This is a genomic window from bacterium SCSIO 12741, assembly GCA_024398055.1.
Classification (GTDB): Bacteria; Bacteroidota; Bacteroidia; order Flavobacteriales_G; family Salibacteraceae; genus SCSIO-12741.
In genome coordinates this window covers 215,573-234,284 of record CP073749.1, presented here as the reverse complement: position 1 = coordinate 234,284, position 18,712 = coordinate 215,573, and the positions used below count along the sequence as shown (strand labels likewise).

Annotated in this window: 13 protein-coding genes; 3 read left to right on the top strand and 10 right to left on the bottom strand. The window is 44.1% G+C overall.

The genetic code is table 11. The features are described from left to right. Nucleotides 1-42 precede the first annotated feature (42 nt). Nucleotides 43-924, top strand: coding sequence for a zinc-dependent peptidase (locus tag KFE98_00995; protein ID UTW62762.1), 882 nt, complete (start codon nucleotides 43-45; stop codon nucleotides 922-924). Between the two features lie 55 nt (nucleotides 925-979). On the opposite strand, the gene KFE98_00990 is transcribed toward KFE98_00995, so the two are convergent. Then, nucleotides 980-3,970 carry a T9SS type A sorting domain-containing protein gene (locus KFE98_00990; protein ID UTW62761.1) on the bottom strand — a complete coding sequence of 997 codons (2,991 nt, stop codon included), beginning with the start codon at nucleotides 3,968-3,970 and terminating at the stop codon, nucleotides 980-982. A gap of 227 nt (nucleotides 3,971-4,197) precedes the next feature. On the opposite strand from KFE98_00990, the gene KFE98_00985 reads away from it, so the two are divergent. Both KFE98_00985 and KFE98_00980 read left to right on the top strand, forming a co-directional pair. Then, nucleotides 4,198-4,782: a hypothetical protein gene (locus tag KFE98_00985; GenBank protein UTW62760.1), complete on the top strand. Its 585-nt coding sequence runs from the start codon at nucleotides 4,198-4,200 to the stop codon at nucleotides 4,780-4,782. Beyond that, nucleotides 4,766-5,065 carry a transcriptional regulator gene (locus tag KFE98_00980; GenBank protein ID UTW62759.1) on the top strand — a complete coding sequence of 100 codons (300 nt, stop codon included), beginning with the start codon at nucleotides 4,766-4,768 and terminating at the stop codon, nucleotides 5,063-5,065. The genes KFE98_00985 and KFE98_00980 overlap by 17 nt, the downstream gene beginning before the upstream one ends. A 9-nt stretch (nucleotides 5,066-5,074) precedes the next feature. On the opposite strand, the gene KFE98_00975 is transcribed toward KFE98_00980, so the two are convergent. From KFE98_00975 to KFE98_00935, 9 genes are all read right to left on the bottom strand, one after another. Beyond that, a complete protein-coding gene (locus tag KFE98_00975) occupies nucleotides 5,075-5,515 on the bottom strand; it encodes a DUF2059 domain-containing protein (GenBank protein ID UTW62758.1) in 441 nt (146 codons plus the stop codon). 133 nt (nucleotides 5,516-5,648) lie between these two features. Further along, nucleotides 5,649-8,222, bottom strand: coding sequence for a PKD domain-containing protein (locus tag KFE98_00970; protein ID UTW62757.1), 2,574 nt, complete (start codon nucleotides 8,220-8,222; stop codon nucleotides 5,649-5,651). A 380-nt stretch (nucleotides 8,223-8,602) separates the two neighbouring features. Beyond that, nucleotides 8,603-11,440, bottom strand: coding sequence for an excinuclease ABC subunit UvrA (gene uvrA / locus KFE98_00965; GenBank protein UTW62756.1), 2,838 nt, complete (start codon nucleotides 11,438-11,440; stop codon nucleotides 8,603-8,605). A gap of 12 nt (nucleotides 11,441-11,452) precedes the next feature. Beyond that, the gene (locus tag KFE98_00960) at nucleotides 11,453-12,457 is read right to left on the bottom strand and encodes a lytic transglycosylase domain-containing protein (GenBank protein ID UTW62755.1); all 1,005 of its coding nucleotides are present in this window, start codon (nucleotides 12,455-12,457) and stop codon (nucleotides 11,453-11,455) included. Then, nucleotides 12,447-13,541, bottom strand: coding sequence for an undecaprenyl/decaprenyl-phosphate alpha-N-acetylglucosaminyl 1-phosphate transferase (locus KFE98_00955; protein UTW62754.1), 1,095 nt, complete (start codon nucleotides 13,539-13,541; stop codon nucleotides 12,447-12,449). The genes KFE98_00960 and KFE98_00955 overlap by 11 nt, the downstream gene beginning before the upstream one ends. 50 nt (nucleotides 13,542-13,591) lie before the next feature. Further along, the gene (gene rfbC / locus KFE98_00950; GenBank protein UTW62753.1) at nucleotides 13,592-14,137 is read right to left on the bottom strand and encodes a dTDP-4-dehydrorhamnose 3,5-epimerase; all 546 of its coding nucleotides are present in this window, start codon (nucleotides 14,135-14,137) and stop codon (nucleotides 13,592-13,594) included. Continuing rightward, nucleotides 14,138-16,633, bottom strand: a complete 2,496-nt coding sequence (locus tag KFE98_00945; protein UTW62752.1) for a polysaccharide biosynthesis tyrosine autokinase — start codon at nucleotides 16,631-16,633, stop codon at nucleotides 14,138-14,140. 3 nt (nucleotides 16,634-16,636) lie between these two features. After that, nucleotides 16,637-17,452 (bottom strand): polysaccharide biosynthesis/export family protein, encoded by an 816-nt coding sequence (locus tag KFE98_00940; protein ID UTW62751.1) that lies wholly within the window; start codon nucleotides 17,450-17,452, stop codon nucleotides 16,637-16,639. A 59-nt stretch (nucleotides 17,453-17,511) separates the two neighbouring features. Further along, nucleotides 17,512-18,711 (bottom strand): glycosyltransferase, encoded by a 1,200-nt coding sequence (locus tag KFE98_00935; protein UTW62750.1) that lies wholly within the window; start codon nucleotides 18,709-18,711, stop codon nucleotides 17,512-17,514. Between the last annotated feature and the right edge of the window lies 1 nt (nucleotide 18,712).

The following is an 18,712-nucleotide window of genomic DNA, read 5'->3' as shown; positions in this document are numbered from 1 at the left end:
ATGGCAGTTGTGCAATTCTCTGACAAAACTTACTTTCGGAGCATGTGGGGATTTATCATACTGGCCATCGGCACGCTTCTATTTGTCATTCTTAAATATGGTAACCGTTCAAAGCCTATAGCGGTACCCGCTCAGTTTCCTGCAAAATGGAGAACGATACTTCAATCTCAGGTCGAATTCTACCAACGATTGAGTCATTCGGAAAAGGACCATTTTGAAAATGACATTTTGGAGTTCCTGAGCCGGGTGAAAATCACAGGTATACAGACTAAGGTTGAAGATGAGGATCGTTTGTTAGTAGCCGCCAGTGCGGCTATTGTGGTCTTTGGGTTTCCAGAATGGCGCTACCAATACCTTCGCGAGGTACTCCTTTATCCAAGTCACTTTGACCGCGATTTTAATTTTCGAAACCCCAGCGAAATGGTCACTGGTATGGTGGGTAATGGCCCAATGGAGGGAGTTGTGATTTTTTCTAAACCCGCCCTTCATCAAGGGTTCGATATCACCTCTGACAAGAAAAATGTGGGTATCCATGAGTTTGTACACCTGTTTGACAAGGAAGACGGTGTGATCGATGGAATTCCACCAGGATGGGAAAACCAGGCCCTACAGACCACCTGGCTTCAATTGATTCAAAAAAAGGTAGAAGAAATCACCGAAGGGGATTCAGATATCAATCCCTATGGTGCGACCAATCGCCAGGAGTTTTTGGCGGTGGCTTCAGAGTACTTTTTTGAGCGTCCGGCACTATTAAAAAAGAAGCATCCTGAATTGTATGATATCTTGGAACATACATTCAGGCAATCCAACGCCAACCGTTGGAAGAAAAAGGTGAGGATGGGACGAACCCTTCGCCGAAACGATCCTTGTCCATGCGGTAGTGGCCTGAAGTACAAAAAGTGCTGCCTAAGCTACAATGCATAAAAAAAGAGGTCAGAATAACTCCGACCTCTTTTTTGTAAAAGCCTAATGATAGGTATTAATGCGAAACGACGAACCGTATCGACTGCAGAGTAGATTGACCCTTGATTTGAAGGATGTAAGTACCGGCTTCCAGTCCCGCAGTGTGTAGCACAACGTTGCCGTTATTATCGGTTTCTGATTCCTGCTGAAGAAGCACACGACCGCTGGCATCAAGTACCGTCAAGTCTCGTTTATCTTCATCCGAGTCGTTCATTTCAATGTGAAGAATATCTCCTTGCTTAATTGGATTCGGATAGACATGAATGAAAGGCTGATCGCTCAACTCTTGCTCAACGGTGCTAAGAGAAGTCGACTGCTTCATGGCGAGCATTGTGCAATAGATATGGTCCTGTTGAATGATTTCTTCCACCCAATTGGATAAGGTATCCGTAGGCAAATGACTTGAGCTAACCTGGGGTTTATCCAAGGTGTCTAAAATCGTAGTGGTTAACGGAATAGGATAATCGCAGTAAGTAAGGTGGTTAAAATTGAAGGACTTAATCAATGGATTATACTCTCCGGCGGGTTTGGACGCATCCGTTCCACCTGCCATGGCCACAAACTTATTGGTAACCACTTCCACAGATCGAACCAACTCATTGGATTCATTGGTAGACGTATTGTAGGCGATTACATAGTTATTGGATAGATCAGCTTCCAAAGTAAGGATGGATGCATAAGTCCATGAAGGATCGACCAGGTCCGCTACAACCATTACGTTGCCATTGGGAGCTTGCTCCAGAGCATGACCTCGCAATTGTGTGTTTGCAAAGTTGTATTGTTTCACTATGGAACCGGTGGGGAAGAAGTAGCCAAGTACAAGATGCTGGGAGGCGGTATGTTGTCCTGTCACTGCCCAACTCAGGCTATCTACCAAAGAATCGTTATCGGTATCCAATTGTTTTAGATCCAGAAATACGACCTCAGGTGAGGTATGCATGGTACTTGGAATCGGGGTGCCAGCCAAATCAAATTCCAAAAGAAATCCTGTTGGAGTGCCGATAGAAGGGGCAAATAGATTTCCACAAACAGCGAAACCTTCCGCCGGAACTCCATCGCCATCTCGATCTGAAGGCTCAAGGGCAAAGGATGAAATGCTTCCCTGAGGAATGGTGTAGAGTTTAGACCACATCTGAATTCCAGAAGCATCAAAAACCGAAATGAACATATCGTTGCCATAGGTTCCTGAAACGGCAATCAAGCCATGGGGAGTTTCTTCTACATCCCAGGCACGAACACTCACTCCAGAGTGGTTTCCAATTTGTCGCGTCCACAGTTCATTACCCATGGCATCTGTTTTAACCAATAGAGCTACTTCGTGCAATCCATTGTGGTAGTATCCACAGGCCGAGATGTTTTGGTCACTCAGTTCGATCACATTTTCAAAGCTTCCAATGACTTCCTGATTGGCTAAGTATTGCTTAAACCAAAGCGGATTTCCATGTTTATCCGTTCGGGCGATCATAGGCAACTTGCTGCTCACAAATTGGGGCAGCATAACTCCTGTGGGTAATTCTCCTGCGGCAACAAAATCACAGTTTTCGGCAATCTTCAACGAGTTGAATTGAGCGGATTCAGGAATGTCCATTCCGATTGGTTCGTCGTAGAATTTGTCAAACTGAGAAACGATACAATCTTCGGTTTCTTCATATCCGCAACAAGTTTGATTGATGTTGCAGATGGTTTGTTCGTTGAATAAATTTCCCGTAGCACCTGTAAATCCCCACCAAACCATGCTGTTGCTACCGAACACGGAATTGACAAGGTCTATATTGTATATGGTCATTAAATACCCATCAAACCACACCGAGAAATCTTGAGTACCAGCGTCCCACGTGATTTTTACCTCGTGATATTGGCCATCCTCGATGTTTCCATAGAGTAGTTGATAAGGGCCATCCAAGGGATTGGCTAAGTCACCATCTTTGACCAAAGCCATGTGGTCGTAAGACGGGTCATTACTCCATCCGTTTAAGAAATCGTCAAATTCCACAGCAAATGATGGAGCAATGATTTGGGTTGTTGGTGGGATATACGACATTCCCAATCCACCACCATTTCCACCCAAGGTATCAGTGGTGTCCTGTCTGAGAACAAAGGCCATTCCGTCTGCACCATTGGCATCTTTGGTGCCAAAATTGGCGTCAAAGCAAATGGTGAAGTCATTGTTGAGGTCCATCATCGAAGTGTTCCAGATGGCTCCTTTTTGGTTTTTGGAGTTAGGAGTAATTTGAAAGCAGGTATTGGATAGGGATGAAGCACTACCAATGGTTGAGAAGCTGTTCATGGAGTGAAACTGAACGGTGTGAGCATTGTAGTACATGCCTGTTCCACTTGTGAATCCCCAATACACATGATTCGTTCCGCTAAAAATGGTGGTAGCAATGTCGATGTTGTAACTAAACTTGAGCGTTCCGTCAAACCAGCAGGACAAGAATTGACTTGAGGGATCCCATTGTATTCGTATAGTGTGATCCACTCCATCTTCGATATTGCCCGAGAGCAGTTGAAAGGGACCGGTAAGAGGTGTGGCAGCAATTCCATCTTTAACCAGGGCGATGTGGTCGTAGCTGGGATCATTACTCCAGCCATTTTGAAAATCGTCGAACTCAATGGCCAGGGAAGGGCTGATTTTTCGAGGTCCTGACGGAATGTCCGTAAAGCCCAAACCGCCTCCATCGCGGCCAAGGGTGTCTAAGGAATCAGACCTCAGTACAAAGGCGATACCGTCTGCACCGTTGTTGTCTTTGCTGCCGAAGTTGGCGTCGAAGCAGATATTAAACGGCTTAGTGAGGTCTATTTTTTGCTTGGACCAAATGGCTCCTTCCTTGTTGGAGGCATTCGGAGTTATTTGGTATTTGTTGTTGCCGAGGCTCGAAGCATCTTTGATTAAATCAAACTGATAGGATTGCCCAAATAGGGCGGTAGGTAGGAAAACTATACTCGAAAGTAAAGAACATAGGAGTGCGGTTCTGGCATAATTCTGCCAGGCAATTTTTAGTTTCATAAGTAAGGTTTTGTTAAGAGCTACTATTTAGTTTTAGGCCTATACAGAATTAAAATTACCCCTTTTATGTGATCTTTTGTTTGAGTGTAAGATGTTGGTATTCAGTTTTGTAATATCCTGTTTGTAAGCTGTGCTGCCTATTTTGTGACCTGTAGGATTTTATTTGCAGAATCCAGTTTATAAAATAAACTTGTTTATATTTGAAGCGTCAAACTAAATTTCCAGAAATGAAAACCCAAGAATTAACAGAGCAGGAAAGCCTGCAAATCATAACCACCATGATTGATAAAGCCAAGGGAAAGGTTGGCGAAGACAGCATCTTCTATTTACTATGGGGATGGTCGGTACTTATCGGTAGTGTACTTCACTTTCTATTAATGAATATTCAGTACGACAAGCCCTGGATCCCTTGGGCCATTTTGATGCCCGCTACGAGCATTGCTGCGGGAATTATTGGAAGCCGAAGAGCCAAGAAAAAATCGACTCGCGGATACATCGATCGCCTGATGGGCTATTTGTGGGGTGCTTTTGTGGTCACCCTTCTTATTGTTTTGGCGAGCAGTCCATTTATTGGTTGGATGAAAGCCTATTCCTTGATGATCAGTTTGTATGGATTGGCCACTTTTGTAAGTGGGGGAGTACTGCAGTTTCGTCCTTTGATCATAGGTGGAATTTCTGCCTGGGTGATTTCGGTAGTGTCCTTCTTTCTTCCGGAACAATGGGTAGTTCTTGCCGTCGGTCTGTCTATGATTACCTCCTACCTTATTCCAGGATACTTACTCAAAAAGGCGCACCGTGAAAAAAAGGCTTGATCCCTTACTCCATAACGAACTTAGGTTGGCAGTAATGTCGCTTCTGATCAGTTTGGAAAAAGCCGATTTTAATTTTCTGCTAAAGGAAACAGGAGCAACCCGCGGAAATCTAAGTGTTCAATTAACCAAGCTCAAAGAGGCGGGCTATCTCTCCATCGAAAAATCCTTTAAGGACAATTATCCCTTAACCACCTGTCAGATCGAAAGCCAGGGAGTGGAGGCGTTTGAAGCTTACGTGGAGGCACTTCAGTCCTTCTTAAAGCCAGGTGGCAAAAAGTCATAAAAAAAGGGCTTAATAGCCCTTCTTTTCCAATTCTTTGATCACCTTTTCAGCAATCTGTAGTCCCCATTGTTGGCCTATCGCCATGGACTCTTGGGTGATAATCGGAGTTTTCTCCGCCAGTTTCTTACCCACATCGCTTTGGTAAAATGCGTTCAATTTGTCCAGGTCAGCTTCTGTCAAGTGCTTGTAGTACACAGGAGCGAGCATTTTGGTCAAATCTTTTAGGGAAGTCTTCTGCATTTCCTGACTGAATTCATCCCAAATCTCAGCAGGAACATCCGTACGGGTAGATTTCATTTGCTCCATCATCTGCTCCACTACGGTTTCAAAGGTTTCTTCCGTTCCATTAAGTTCGAAGTACTTGTTCAATTTTTTCACGTAGCTGTCCGATTGGCCAAAAGAAGCCAGAGAAACAAACAGACAAAAGGCAAGAGTAATTGTGGTTTTCATAGTGTGTTGTTTAGAGTGGACAAGATAAAACGATTTGAAAAGCCCATCGCTATTGGCCGGATCAAAAAAAAGCGCCCCTCAAAAATTGAAGGGCGCTTTCCAATATACCTTATTAACTTCTACAGAAGCCTTATTACTCTTTGATGAAGGATCTTACGTGCTCGCTTCCATCTTCGCGAACGGCTTTCAGGTAGTAAGTTCCTTCAGACAATTCTGAAGTAGACAGTTGAATTTCTTCACCCTGATTAATTACTTCCTGATTCATAAGAACCTTGCCTTCTACTGAAACCACTTGCAAGCGCAAACGCTCAGCATTTTCAGTAGGAAGGAATACGAAGATATCTCCGTTTGTAGGATTCGGATAAACCGAGAAATCACCTTGACCTGGAGTTCCTGATCCACTTCCGTTGGAATGAGGTGGAGCAATGCTACCGGAACTTCTGCGGCAATTGGTAATGTTTACCGTAATGCACTTCTTCAACTGATCGGTACACTTAGGATCAATGGAAGATTCTACAATAACGGTGGCACAAACGGTATAGGTACCATTACTGCTGTAGGTGTGGGCAGCGCTTACATTTGGAGCCAAAGAAACGGTAGTACCATCACCAAAGTCCCAAAGGATTTTAACGGCTTTACACTCTTCTGGAGTAATGCTGAAGTTGTACGCTGAGAAACCAGCCTGACATCCGTTCAACATGGTGTTTTTCAAAGTAAAGTCGCGGATGTCGCACTTACAATCGTCACACTTCTCGATACGTACTACAACACACTTAGTCAAGGTATCGGTACATTTAGGGTCAGAACCAGACTGTACAACTACGGATGCACAAACGGTATAGGTACCATTGCTGCTGTAGGTGTGCAGTGGGCTAACCAATGGAGACATTTCTGATGTAGTTCCATCTCCCCAGTTCCAGATTACCTTAATCGGTTCACAGTCTTTGCTGGTAGTGGAATAGTTCCAGGCAGAGAATCCAACCTGACACTTATTCGGCGTTCCGGCAAATAGCGTGAAGTCTTTGATCTTACAGTCACAAGAATCACAAGGGATGTAAGTAGAATCTGTTTCTGTACACTTCTTATCATCTGTTACGGTAACAGTTAAAGGAGTATTTACAAAAGCAGTAGTGTAAGTAGTAGTAGCTCCGGTGCTCCAGGAAATAGTGTTCGGTGGAGAAGTCATTGGCAATCCGGTGTTCGCATCAATTACGTATGCAATAACTGGAATTTCAGGATTCTCACAAGGATCGATACAAGTGTCTCCTTGAATAACAATTTGTGGAACAAAGTCACAGCAATCGAAGCTCACATCGTTGTCCTGTCCTGGTACGGTATGAACATCTGTTTCGGTGTGTGTACCACCGTTGATAGCGAATTCGATGGTTACTTCAAAGTCATAAGACCCAGAAGCTGATGGGAAGTCTCCAGGGCTTAGTGAAAAACAAAAGGTTTTGTTCACCAAGTCAATGGTAGGTGTAACGGTAACCGGGGTAGAAACTCCACCTTGAATTACGTTCAAAGTGATGCTGTTTACAGTAGCAGTAGTACAGTTGATAGCAGCCATATCGAAGGTTCCGCATACGTCGTACTTCTGTCCAGTGAAGCAAGTATCCTTTGCAGGATCCAAATCGATACTTCCCTGGAAGTTACAGGAATCAGCTACACAGTCTTCACAGATATCATCTACGTAAGCATAACCAAAGTGCGCACCAGCACCACAGTCAACAGCGTAGAATTCCAAGGTAATTACATCACCTACGTTTCCACTTACTTCAAGCTCGCCACAAGTCCAGTCGGAGTATACGGTTTGAGAAATACCACAACCGCCATAAGACTGAGAAGGAACGGAGTTGAAGAAAGGATCACCAGGGTTAGAAATACGGCATACACGGTCCAATTCATTTCCGGAAGCATCCATAGCACGAGCTACGAAAAATGGATTTGCATTGGTGTGATTTGGGTATTCCATAACCAAGGCGTAGTAGAAACCTACTTCAGAAATACCTGCTGAAGAAAGGGTAACTGTTCTCGAAAGACGGTTGATACCGCGATCAGGCCAGCATTGGCTAGAAGTAATCGGGTTGGCCAAAGGCTTACCACCATTAATTCTAACCGCCCAGTTATCTCCCAATCCAGCAGCTGTGTTTACGCGCTGAATAGGTACGTATGGGTCAGAACCAGGTCCTACCAACTGGAAGTTATCCGTGTTGGAGAAAGGAGCTTCTGGAGTCAACGTGGTTACAGCGGTAAGTGGAATAAAAGAACACTCACCTGAAGTGTAACCATTACCACTGGTCGTGTTACCAGAGGCCAGGGTGTAGCCGGTAAAATTACCGAGTTCGAAGTCACCGTTGTTACAGTTACTTACAGGAGAAGCAGCATATACAGCTACCTCATCCGGAAAATCGATGAAGTATTGAGTTCTCCAATAACCGTACTTCAATCTTTCGACGTTTCCTTCTTTTTCAGCATCGGTCATCAAAGGGTGTCCGTGGGCATCCTTTTCTTCGTCCATACTGTGCAAGTAATCGTCAATGACGTCTTGGGGAATAGGGGCATCTAAGTGCTCCTGAATGTATTTATTGATGCGAGCTTCAGCTTCATGCATGCGTTCAATTCGCTCTTGATAGGCCGATTGAGCGAACAAACTACCCGTGAAAAATAGGGCAATAAATAGTAAGGTGAACCTATTGAATAGTTTCATTATAGTTTATTTTTAATAAGTAAAGGTGTTCGACGCAACGTGGTTTACTTGATAACCATCGCGTTGCTAGACCTAAAGATTCTTCCTCCGGCGGTCTTACCGGTCTTCATGAAAATCATTATTTCATTCGAATCAAAGAAGTTTAAGGCAGATCAGAATAGCCATTCTGAATAGAACTGCGTTTAGTTAATAAGGTAATTTAGTCTCCGGACGATCTGAGGTAAAATCAAGTATAAACTCCCTTCAACCCCTATCGAACATTAACGAATGTAACCAAAAAACCTTCGAATTCCTTCAAAAATCAGAATTAACTTCCCCAGTGTTTATAAGGCTTTCCGAACGTTTTTTATTCCCTGCGGTATTGTCGCACTGAGGCCTTTCTAATCTTGAAAAGTAGGCTTTCTTTCCAGCTCTTTTTTCAGGTATTTTCCGGTATGTGATTCGGGATGATTGAGCAGTTTTTTAAGGGTTCCGGAGAACAGAATCTTACCGCCTTTTTCGCCTCCTTCAGGCCCCAAATCAATGACATGATCGGCCACCTTGATGATGTCCAAATTGTGCTCAATGACCAATACGGTATTCCCATGATCGGCTAAGCGGTTCAATACATCCAATAGAATGCTGATGTCCTCGAAATGCAATCCGGTAGAAGGTTCATCAAGTATGTAGAAGGTATTGCCGGTATCCTTTTTAGAAAGCTCAGTTGCCAACTTAACCCGTTGAGCCTCACCTCCTGAAAGGGTAGTGCTGCTTTGACCTAAAGTGATATAACCTAACCCTACCTCCTCAAGTGTTCTAAGTTTTTGAGCGATGGAAGGGATGTTTTCAAAGAAGGGAACGGCATCCTCGATGGTCATATTCAACACATCGGAAATGGATTTTCCCTTGTACCTCACTTCAAGCGTTTCGCGGTTGTAGCGTTTTCCATTGCAGTCTTCGCAATGCACATACACATCGGGAAGGAAATTCATTTCAATGGTTTTTACCCCTGCACCCTTACAGGTTTCGCAGCGACCGCCTTTTACGTTGAAAGAAAAACGTCCAGGTTTGTATCCGCGAATCTTAGCTTCAGGCAGCTGAGCAAACAAATTTCTAATGTCGCTAAATACTCCGGTATAGGTTGCCGGATTGGAACGCGGGGTGCGTCCAATCGGACTTTGATCAATTTCAATGACTTTGTCCAAATGCTCCAGTCCCTTCACTTGTTTGAAAGGAAGTGGTTTTTTGGGAGATCGGTAAAAGTGCTGGTTCAAAATCGGGTATAGGGTCTGATTAATCAAGGTAGATTTACCAGATCCTGAAACACCCGTAACTACGATGAATTTTCCCAAAGGAAAATCCACCTTTACATTTTTCAGGTTGTTGCCTGAAGCACCGGTAAGAGAAAGCTTTTTGCCGCTGCCTTTCCGAGGTTTAGCCGGAATTGGAATTTCTTTGGCTCCGCTCAAATACTTCGCCGTTTCTGTGGGCAGCTGCATGATTTCTTCTGGCGAACCGGCAGCTACAATCTCTCCACCGTGAACCCCAGCTCCAGGACCGATATCCAATACGTAGTCCGCATTGAGAATCATGTCTTTGTCGTGCTCAACGACCATCACGGAATTACCAATTTCGCGCAAGTCTTTAAGGGCCGTGATCAAGCGATCGTTGTCTCGTTGGTGAAGACCAATACTGGGCTCATCGAGGATATAGAGCACGCCAACGAGTTGCGTACCAATTTGGGTAGCCAATCGAATGCGCTGGGCTTCTCCTCCCGACAGGGATTTGGCCGAACGATTCAGGGTCAGGTAGTCCAAACCAACATTGGTTAAAAAGCCTATGCGACTTCGGATTTCCTTTAGAATATCCTCTGCAATTTTCTTTTGTTTATCGCTGAGTTTTTCCTCAATGTTTTGAAACCACTCTTCCAACCAGGTGATGTCGGAGTTGGCCAAATCGGCGATGTTTTTGTCCCCAATTTTGAAATACAGGGCCTCCTTTTTCAAACGACTTCCATGGCATTCAGGACAGGGAACTTTATTCATAAAGCTTTGAGCCCAGCGGTGGTATGCCGTGCCGTAGTCGTCTTTTACGTGGTTGGTGAGAATGTTTACGATTCCCTCAAACCGGATGGTGTAGGAGTTGGATACTCCAGCCACTTCATTTTTCACCACGATGTCTTCGGTAGACCCAAAGAGCATTTCGTGGATGGCCTTTTCTTCGATCTCTTTGACCGGAGTGGTCAATTTAAATCCGTACTTCTGGCCAATGGCTTCGATCTGTTTAAAGATCCAATTGCTTTTGTAAGCCCCTAATGGAGCTAAAGCGCCTTGTTTAATGCTTTTCTTATTGTCGGGTATGATTTTGTTGATGTCTACTTCAGACACCTCTCCCAAACCGTTACAATGGGGGCATGCTCCTTTGGGGGAGTTGAAGGAAAACAAATTCGGAGCTGGAAGATCGTAGGCAATTCCGGTGGTAGGACACATCAGGTTGCGGGAGAAGTAGCGCACTTCATCCGAATCCACGTCCATCACCATCATTACATTTTTACCCATTTTCAGGGCCAGTTTCAGAGATTCAAGAATGCGGCCTTCGCTTTTCTCATCCACCTTTATCCGGTCGATTACCACTTCAATGTCGTGGTTTTTATAGCGGTCTACCTGCATACGAGGTAGGATCTCTTGCACTTCGCCATCCACACGAACCCTAAGAAAGCCTTTTTTGCTAATGCTTTGAAACAACTCACGGTAGTGTCCCTTTCTGGATCGGACCAAGGGAGCCAGTAGTTGAATGCGTTTGCCTTTGTAGTGCTTCTGAATTAATTCGCGAATTTCCTGATCCGAGTATTGCACCATTTTTTCACCCGTGTTGTAGGAATAGGCGTCAGAAGCCCGGGCATAGAGCAAACGCAGGAAATCGTAGATCTCGGTAATCGTTCCCACGGTGGATCGGGGGCTTTTGTTCACCGTTTTCTGCTCAATGGAAATCACCGGACTCAATCCGTTGATCTTGTCTACATCGGGGCGTTCCAGGTTGCCAATGAATTGGCGTGCATAGCTGGCGAAGCTTTCAATATAGCGACGCTGTCCTTCCGCGTGAATAGTATCGAAGGCCAAAGAGGATTTTCCACTTCCACTCAATCCGGTGATCACCACCAATTGGTTTCGCGGAATTTTGACCGTAAGGTTTTTTAGATTGTGCTCACGGGCACCGTATACTTCCAAAAATTCTTCCAAGCTGACTCTTGCTTACTCTGCTGTAATGGTGTCTTCCTCCATTTCGGGAAGTTGCAGGTCCAGCATAATTTGCCTGCGGTATTTTTCGGTTGGAATCTTCACCCAATAGGTATCGCCTTTGGTGTTGTGAAGGTAGCTCTGTCTCAACCAGGGGTTGAAATACTTCAAGACTTTGTAGTTGATTTGATGTTCAAAAGCATAGTCCGCAAAATTGGCCACCGAGGAATCCAGAAGAACTTCTTCGGTCTCAATAGTGGGATACAGGTGCTTGCTTCTAAACGTAAATCCATACTCTGGGGCATGGGTAATGATATGCTTTACAGCCAAAATGCGAAACAGGTAACGCGAAGTTTCCTCGTTGAGCAATAGGTCGTAGTAGTTATCCACCTTTTGACGCTCCAGCTGTTTTCTCATTCCATTCATTCCCATGTTGTAGGAACCGGCGGCTAAGGTCCAGCTGCCAAATTTCTCTTTGGCTTCCTTAAGGTAGTCACAGGCAAATTGAGTGGACTTTTCTACGTGGTATCTTTCATCCACCTCTTTGTTGATGCGAAGACCATGCTCCTGACCGGTAGCTCTCATAATCTGCCAAAAGCCAGTTGCACCAGCAGGAGAAACGATAGGAGTGAGCCCGCTTTCAATCAAGGCGAGGTACTTAAAATCGTCAGGAACACCGTTTTCTGCCAAGATGGGTTCAATCACTGGAAACCACCTGTGAGATCGTTTTAGAAAAAGCAACATGTTGGATTGCCAGTAGGTGTTTACCAGTAATTCCCGATCCAGTTTTTCCCGAACATCAATCAACTGAAGGGGGACTTCCTCATCGCAAAATTCCAATTCGTTTGGAATGTTGAGCGCAAATACATGGTAGTTTTCCTGAAACACCTTTTCGTATCCGGCATCTTCTTTTTCTTCGTACGTAGATTGAATAAATAGGAAACTGACCAGGATTGCGAAACCGAAGCCGCTTAGGAAAATTCGGCTATTTCTTCGCCATCTCTTTTTGTCATTGACCATTTTGTTCCTTGAATTTCTTTCTTGTTTTCGGCAGTTGAGTTATCGTATACAAAGTTCCGAAAACTATTAGAAAATACGAAAGAAACAGGATCGCTTTTAGGTAGGTCCACTCCTGAAAGTTATTAACAATCAGGTAAACAAGGATGTAAGAGACAAAACTGATAAGGGCAAAAACCCGAGCTACATTCCGGTCGTTTAAGCCCAAATAGGAGAGGTGGTGTGTGGTATGGTCCTTTCCACCTACAAAAGGAGATTGCTTACGTCTAAGTCGATTGATGATTACGGTTAGGGTATCGGTAATAGGCACAATAAAGGCAATCATGGTAATGGTTACCTGACGGGTAACGGCTTCTTCACCACCACCAGCTTTGTTGTTCCAGAAGTAAATGATGCCAAAGGCGGCCAGAAAGATGCCCAGAAACTGGCTCCCTGTATCGCCCATAAACATTTTTGAAGGGTTCCAATTGTAGAACAAAAAGCCGATCAATGCTCCCGATAAGCCCACCATTGAGGTCATGCAGAAGTGATTAAAATCCGGACTGATCCAGGCGGAAGACATGGCTGAAAAAATGATAAAGATGGAAACCATAGTGGTAATGGCATCCATGTTATCCAGCATGTTAATGGAGTTCATAACGGCTACTACCCAAAAGATGGTGAGCAGGTAATTGAACAGTTCCAATTCAAACAGAGATATGTAGGTTCCGGTGAGAATAAGCACACCACCACAGGCTACCTGAACCAAAAATTTAAGCAGGGGATTGGTGTTGTAAGCATCGTCGCTCAAACCCATCAAAAAAGCCATCCCAGTGGCCAGCAATATCCCTATGTGCTGGGGATTCAACAGGTGAGTGCCCGGATTGAAAAAGATGGTGTAAATGGAATAGGTGACGAGAAAAATGATGTAAAACGAAATGCCTCCTAAAGAGGGTTTCGAGACTGAGGACCAACGGATCAATCCTTCATCAATATTGCGGTTTCCGAGATTACGGGAGAATCGAAGAAATATGGTGTTTAGGATCAAAGCCAACACCAGAGAAAAGACAAAAAGTCCAACGTATTTGTAAACCAGTAATCTATCCAAAGCTTAAACGAATGACTGAAGCATCAGCTTCAAAACTATAAAACGAGGGATTAAAACAAACTATTAAAATCCTTGAAGGCCTGATTTTGCGTGTCTTTTGCAGATAAAATCGGTGAATCAATTCCCCAATCAATCCCCAAATCAGGATCATCCCATGCAATACCGTCTTCTGACTCTGGGTGGTAATAGTTGGTACACTTGTAGTTAAAGAGCGTGGTTTCGGCAAGCGTTACAAAGCCATGGGCATAGCCTGGCGGAACGTACATCAGAAGCTTATTCTCTTCATTCAACTCGGCCGCAAAGTGTTGGCCATAGGTAGCTGAACCTTTCCGAATATCTACGGCCACGTCAATCACAGCACCTTGTAGAACCCGTACCAGTTTTCCTTGAGCATAAGGTGGATTCTGAAAATGAAGTCCACGCAATACTCCTTTCTGGGTAGACAAGGATTGATTGTCCTGAACAAATTCAGCAGTAATGCCAAGCTTATGGAAAGTGTCTTTGTTGTAAGGTTCGTAAAAATGGCCGCGATGGTCGCCAAATACGCGGGGCTTCAAGAGGAATACCCCGGGTAGGGGTTCTTCAAGTATCTCCATCTAATTCTTATTTTTTTTGAAGCGTTTTAAAAAGGCTTTGCTTTCAGCTTCTTTGTCTTCGTTTTCTTCGTAATAGCCGCCGTAGCCATAGCCATAACCGTACCCATATCCGTAGCCGTATCCGTAACCATAACCGTAGCTATAATTGTAGTTATACCTACCCCGGTTTACGTTTACACCATTAAGGATTACGGAAAGGTGCTGAACTTTGTTCTCGTTCACGATCCGGTCAACCATTTGTACGAAGTTTCTCTTCGAATACTCAGCCCGGAAAATGTAGAGTGGGTAATCGGCAATTTTCAAACATTCAATACCATCGGTAACCAATCCAACAGGAGGGTTGTCAATAATGATAATGTCATACTGTTTTTTCAACTCATCCAGCACGTCGTAAAGCTTGCCGTTGATGATAAGCTCTGAAGGGTTTGGTGGAACAGGTCCAGCGGTGATAAAGTCCAGATTACCCAATTGACTTTTTTGAATGGTATCTTCAATCTTGTCCTTTCCAATCAGCAAAGTGGACATTCCATTTTTGTTCTCGGTGTTAAAACCCTTGTGGATTTTAGGCTTCCGCATATCCAGATCCAGAATGATTACCTTTTTTCCAGAGAAGGCGATAATTCCTCCCAGGTTAATAGCAACAAAGGTTTTTCCTTCCCCAGAAATGGTTGAGGTAATCGCGATAATCTTTGAACTATCGTCTTCACGGCTAATAAACTGCAAATTGGTTCGAATGGAGCGGAAGGATTCGGCCAAAACTGACTTAGGCTTTTTGTCGACTACGAGCTGCGATACCGGAATCTTTTCTTTTACATCGGGAATAATTCCCAAGGTACCGATCGAGGCTTGAGTAAGCTTTACGATTTCATTTAGCGATCCCACTTCGTTGTACAACAAGTAGCGGATCACAACCATGGATACCCCGGCGATAATAGCCACGAGGATAAACACAGTGTAAATCATTCGTTTATCTGGAGAAATAGGCTTCTCAGCTGGAACGGCCAATTCCAAAATCACACTTTCAGGAACGATACCGGCTTTAGAGATGGCGTACTCGGCCTTCTTCTCCAAAAGCAGGGTATAGAATTTCTCGTTAATGGCAAATACGCGCTTCAATCGAGAGTAACGCAGCTCCTTAACGGGTAGTCCACTAAAGGTGCTTTCGATATCCGTGATTTTGCTTTTGATATTCTCTTTGCGCGATTCAATTTTTTGTTTGAAGGAGTAAATACTCTCCATCAACAGCTTTTTCTGGATACCTACCTGAAAGTCCAGATTTTTTACCCGACCACTGGAAGAAGTTACTTCATACAAAGCCTGCTCTTTTTCCAAAAGAAGCTTGTGCAGGTATTTAACCTGGGCCTTAATGTTTTCTTCAAACTGGGTTCCAGCCAATAGTGGAAGTAGATCGTAAACATCCACCGAATCAGAATTAGACTCTGTAGCTGAGGCGATTTCGTCCAGAATGTCTTTCTCCAATTCCAGTTTTAGGTATTCTTCTTCAAGCAACCCCAGGCGTTCCATGTAGCTACCCGCAAAATCTTCGGTACTTCCGGTAACCTTGTTGTTGATCTTAAATTCTTGGATCGACATTTCCGATTCCTTCAAGCGCTGATACACTTCATCGCGCTGCGAATCAATAAACTCCAAAATCTGATTCGAACTGGTAATCTTACGTTCGAGATCATACTCAATAAACCCGGAAGCAATGGTGTTAGATAAGTCAGCCGCTTTCAGGGAGTTGTTGTCCTGAAAGGAAACTTTCACCGTATTGGCCGACATATTCATAACCTTAATCTCAATATTCTTCAAGTAGCGCTTTAGAATATTTCGCTTGGAATTCAGTGTGAAGTAAAGGTCATTTCCGGTGATTTCACCATTGCCCTTTTCTACCTGATCAAAGTCAATCAAACGGATTTTTAGCGTAGCAAATCCCAGATCAATCCAGTTGTTAAGGCTATAGGTTTTCTCGGTGATTTCTCCATCTGGATTTTCCACGCCCAACACTACTTCATAGGCAGTAGGGAAGGATACGTAGTATTTGTTTTTATAGGCATCGGGAGAATGAATTTCATAATCCACGATGTAGGGAGATGACTTGTATTGCTCATAGGTCAAGATCTCACCTTCGGCAAAATAACTTATGTCCAGAGGTAGTTTCTCAAACATAATCTTGAGAAATTCCTTCGAACGAATCAACTCTACATCGGCTGAAATATCATCCTTTTCTCCCATGTCCTCAATGTTGAGAACCTCTTTGGCTTTGTTGGATTCTTTGAGCTGAAGAATACTACTCGACTCATAAATCGGCTGCGTGTAGTGCAGGTAAATGTAAGCCAGAGATAGGGCTAATACCAGAAAAGATATTATCCAAATTATGCTTTTGCGGGCGAGAAATATAAAGAGACCAAGCTCAAACTCCTGGCTGAAGTTGGTTAACCGTTCCCGGTACCTTTCGTAGTTCTCGTCCTGAATGGATCTGTTGTCGTTATACATACCTTAGTTCAGTGACCGTAGTGCTTGAATAGTAGTAAGGGTCAGCAGAAAAGTCGTAAGAAGGGTGATGTAAGGAGTAATTTCTCGCATCACATTCAAAGCGACACGGCGGCGAGGTTCTACGTAGATAATATCTTCCGTTTGAACAATCATATTCGCATACCGCAATCCCTCAATGGTACTTAGGTCGAACTGATAAACCAGAGGGTTGTTGGGATCGTCTGTTTTTCGAATGAGTTTCACTTTTTGAGCCTTACCATTCTCCGATAGACCGCCTGCCAATGCCAGGGCTTCCATGAGTGTGGTGTTGTTGTTCTGTAAGCCAATTACCGCGGCTTGTCCAGACTCTCCAGGAAACACGATAACTCGCCTATTTAAGACCGTAATTTGAACGAAGGGATCGTTGAACGAGAGGGAATACTTCTCTTGAAGCATCAATTCCATTTCCCGTAGGGTTAATCCCTCCACATGGATTCGACCAAGTATAGGTAGTTTGACCGTACCGTCGTATTCCACCAAATACTGAAACAAGGAATTATCACTGTTAAACAGGTTGAAGTTCTGATTACCACCATTAGAAGACCCGGATGAGGTCAGGTCGATCAATTTAAATCCGTCGTTTGCAAATAGCCTGAAGTAAAACAGGTCATTGGCTTGAATAACGTATTGATCTATAATGGTATCTGGGGGAGTGTCAAACGTATAATCTTTTGGGGTTTTGAACATGATGCTTTGGTTAAGCCAGTTACACCCCGAAAATCCGATGGCAAATGCGACCAGGAGAAAAATCCCAGCACTAATTCTTACACCTCTATTCATAATCGCGAGCAAAAATATCAAATTAGTTCCAGTCCCCTGAAACCAAATTCCTGCGAAGATTAATTACTTTTTTGATTCAGCAGGTAATTATAGAGTTTTTTTACGTCCGCAGCCAGTCGCCTGTAGTGGAAATGCTCGAACACAAAGGCTTCACCTGCCGTTGACATGGCGGTAAGTTTTTCTGAATCATCGACCAGACCTACCAGATTTTCGATGAATTTGGTGTCTTCACCAAGAGGGCTAAGTAGCGCTGATTTATTAGGAAGTACAACGTTCTCAATACCCCCGACGTTGGTAGAAACGATGGGTTTGCCCGCAGCCTGGGCTTCAATGAGGCTCACAGGAGTTCCTTCATTGAGTGAGGTTAAACACACCAAATCCAGTCCGGCTAAAGCTTGATCCACTTCTTTGATCCAGGAAGTGAAAATTACATCCGCGCTGGCATCAGCTCCTTCCGAAAAGCTCAATTGGGTATTTTCCTGAATGAAAGTCTGAAGGGCCAATTTGGTTTCGCCATCCCCAATGACATAGGCCTGAATCTTTTGTTTAGCCTGACTTTTGCAGGCATCGATAGCCTTGAGAAACAACTCGTGGTTTTTGATGGGTACCAGCCGCCCGATAATTCCAATGGCCAGAGTATCGGTTGATAGAGTGTATTTCTCTCTGAACTGCATGCGTTTTTCAGCCTTGTCTTCACGAAACCGATCGAGATCAAATCCCAAAGGAATAACCGAGGTTTTGCTTTCAGCAGCAATGCGGTGAATGTTGCAGAGTTCGTTTTTCTGGATGTCGCTAATGGCTATAATTTGGTCGGATTTACGGGCCAGGTAGCGCTCAATGTATTTGTAAGCATGGGTTTTCAGCGGATTAAAATAGCCGTGAAAAACATGTCCGTGAAAGGTATGTACGATAACCGGTACATTTTCATGAAGTGCCGCCAACCGCCCCAAGGCACCCGCTTTGGAGGCATGGGTATGTACAATTTGAGGTTTAAACTCCTGTATGTGCTTCCTGATCTCTCGGTAGGCTTCCCGGTCCATTCCCAAGTTCACCTCTCTTTTCATAGAAGAGATGACGTGGGGCTTTATACCTAAGCCATCGGTAATGTGAAGGGAGCTGCCTTCGCTTTCGTCTTTTTCGCCGCCAATAAGCCGGGTTTCAAAGTCAGGTTCAAGGTAGCGGGTAAGGTACGCTGCGTTGTAGGTAGGGCCACCTAAATTGAAGCGATTGAGGATCCGTAATACTCGGGGTTTACTCATA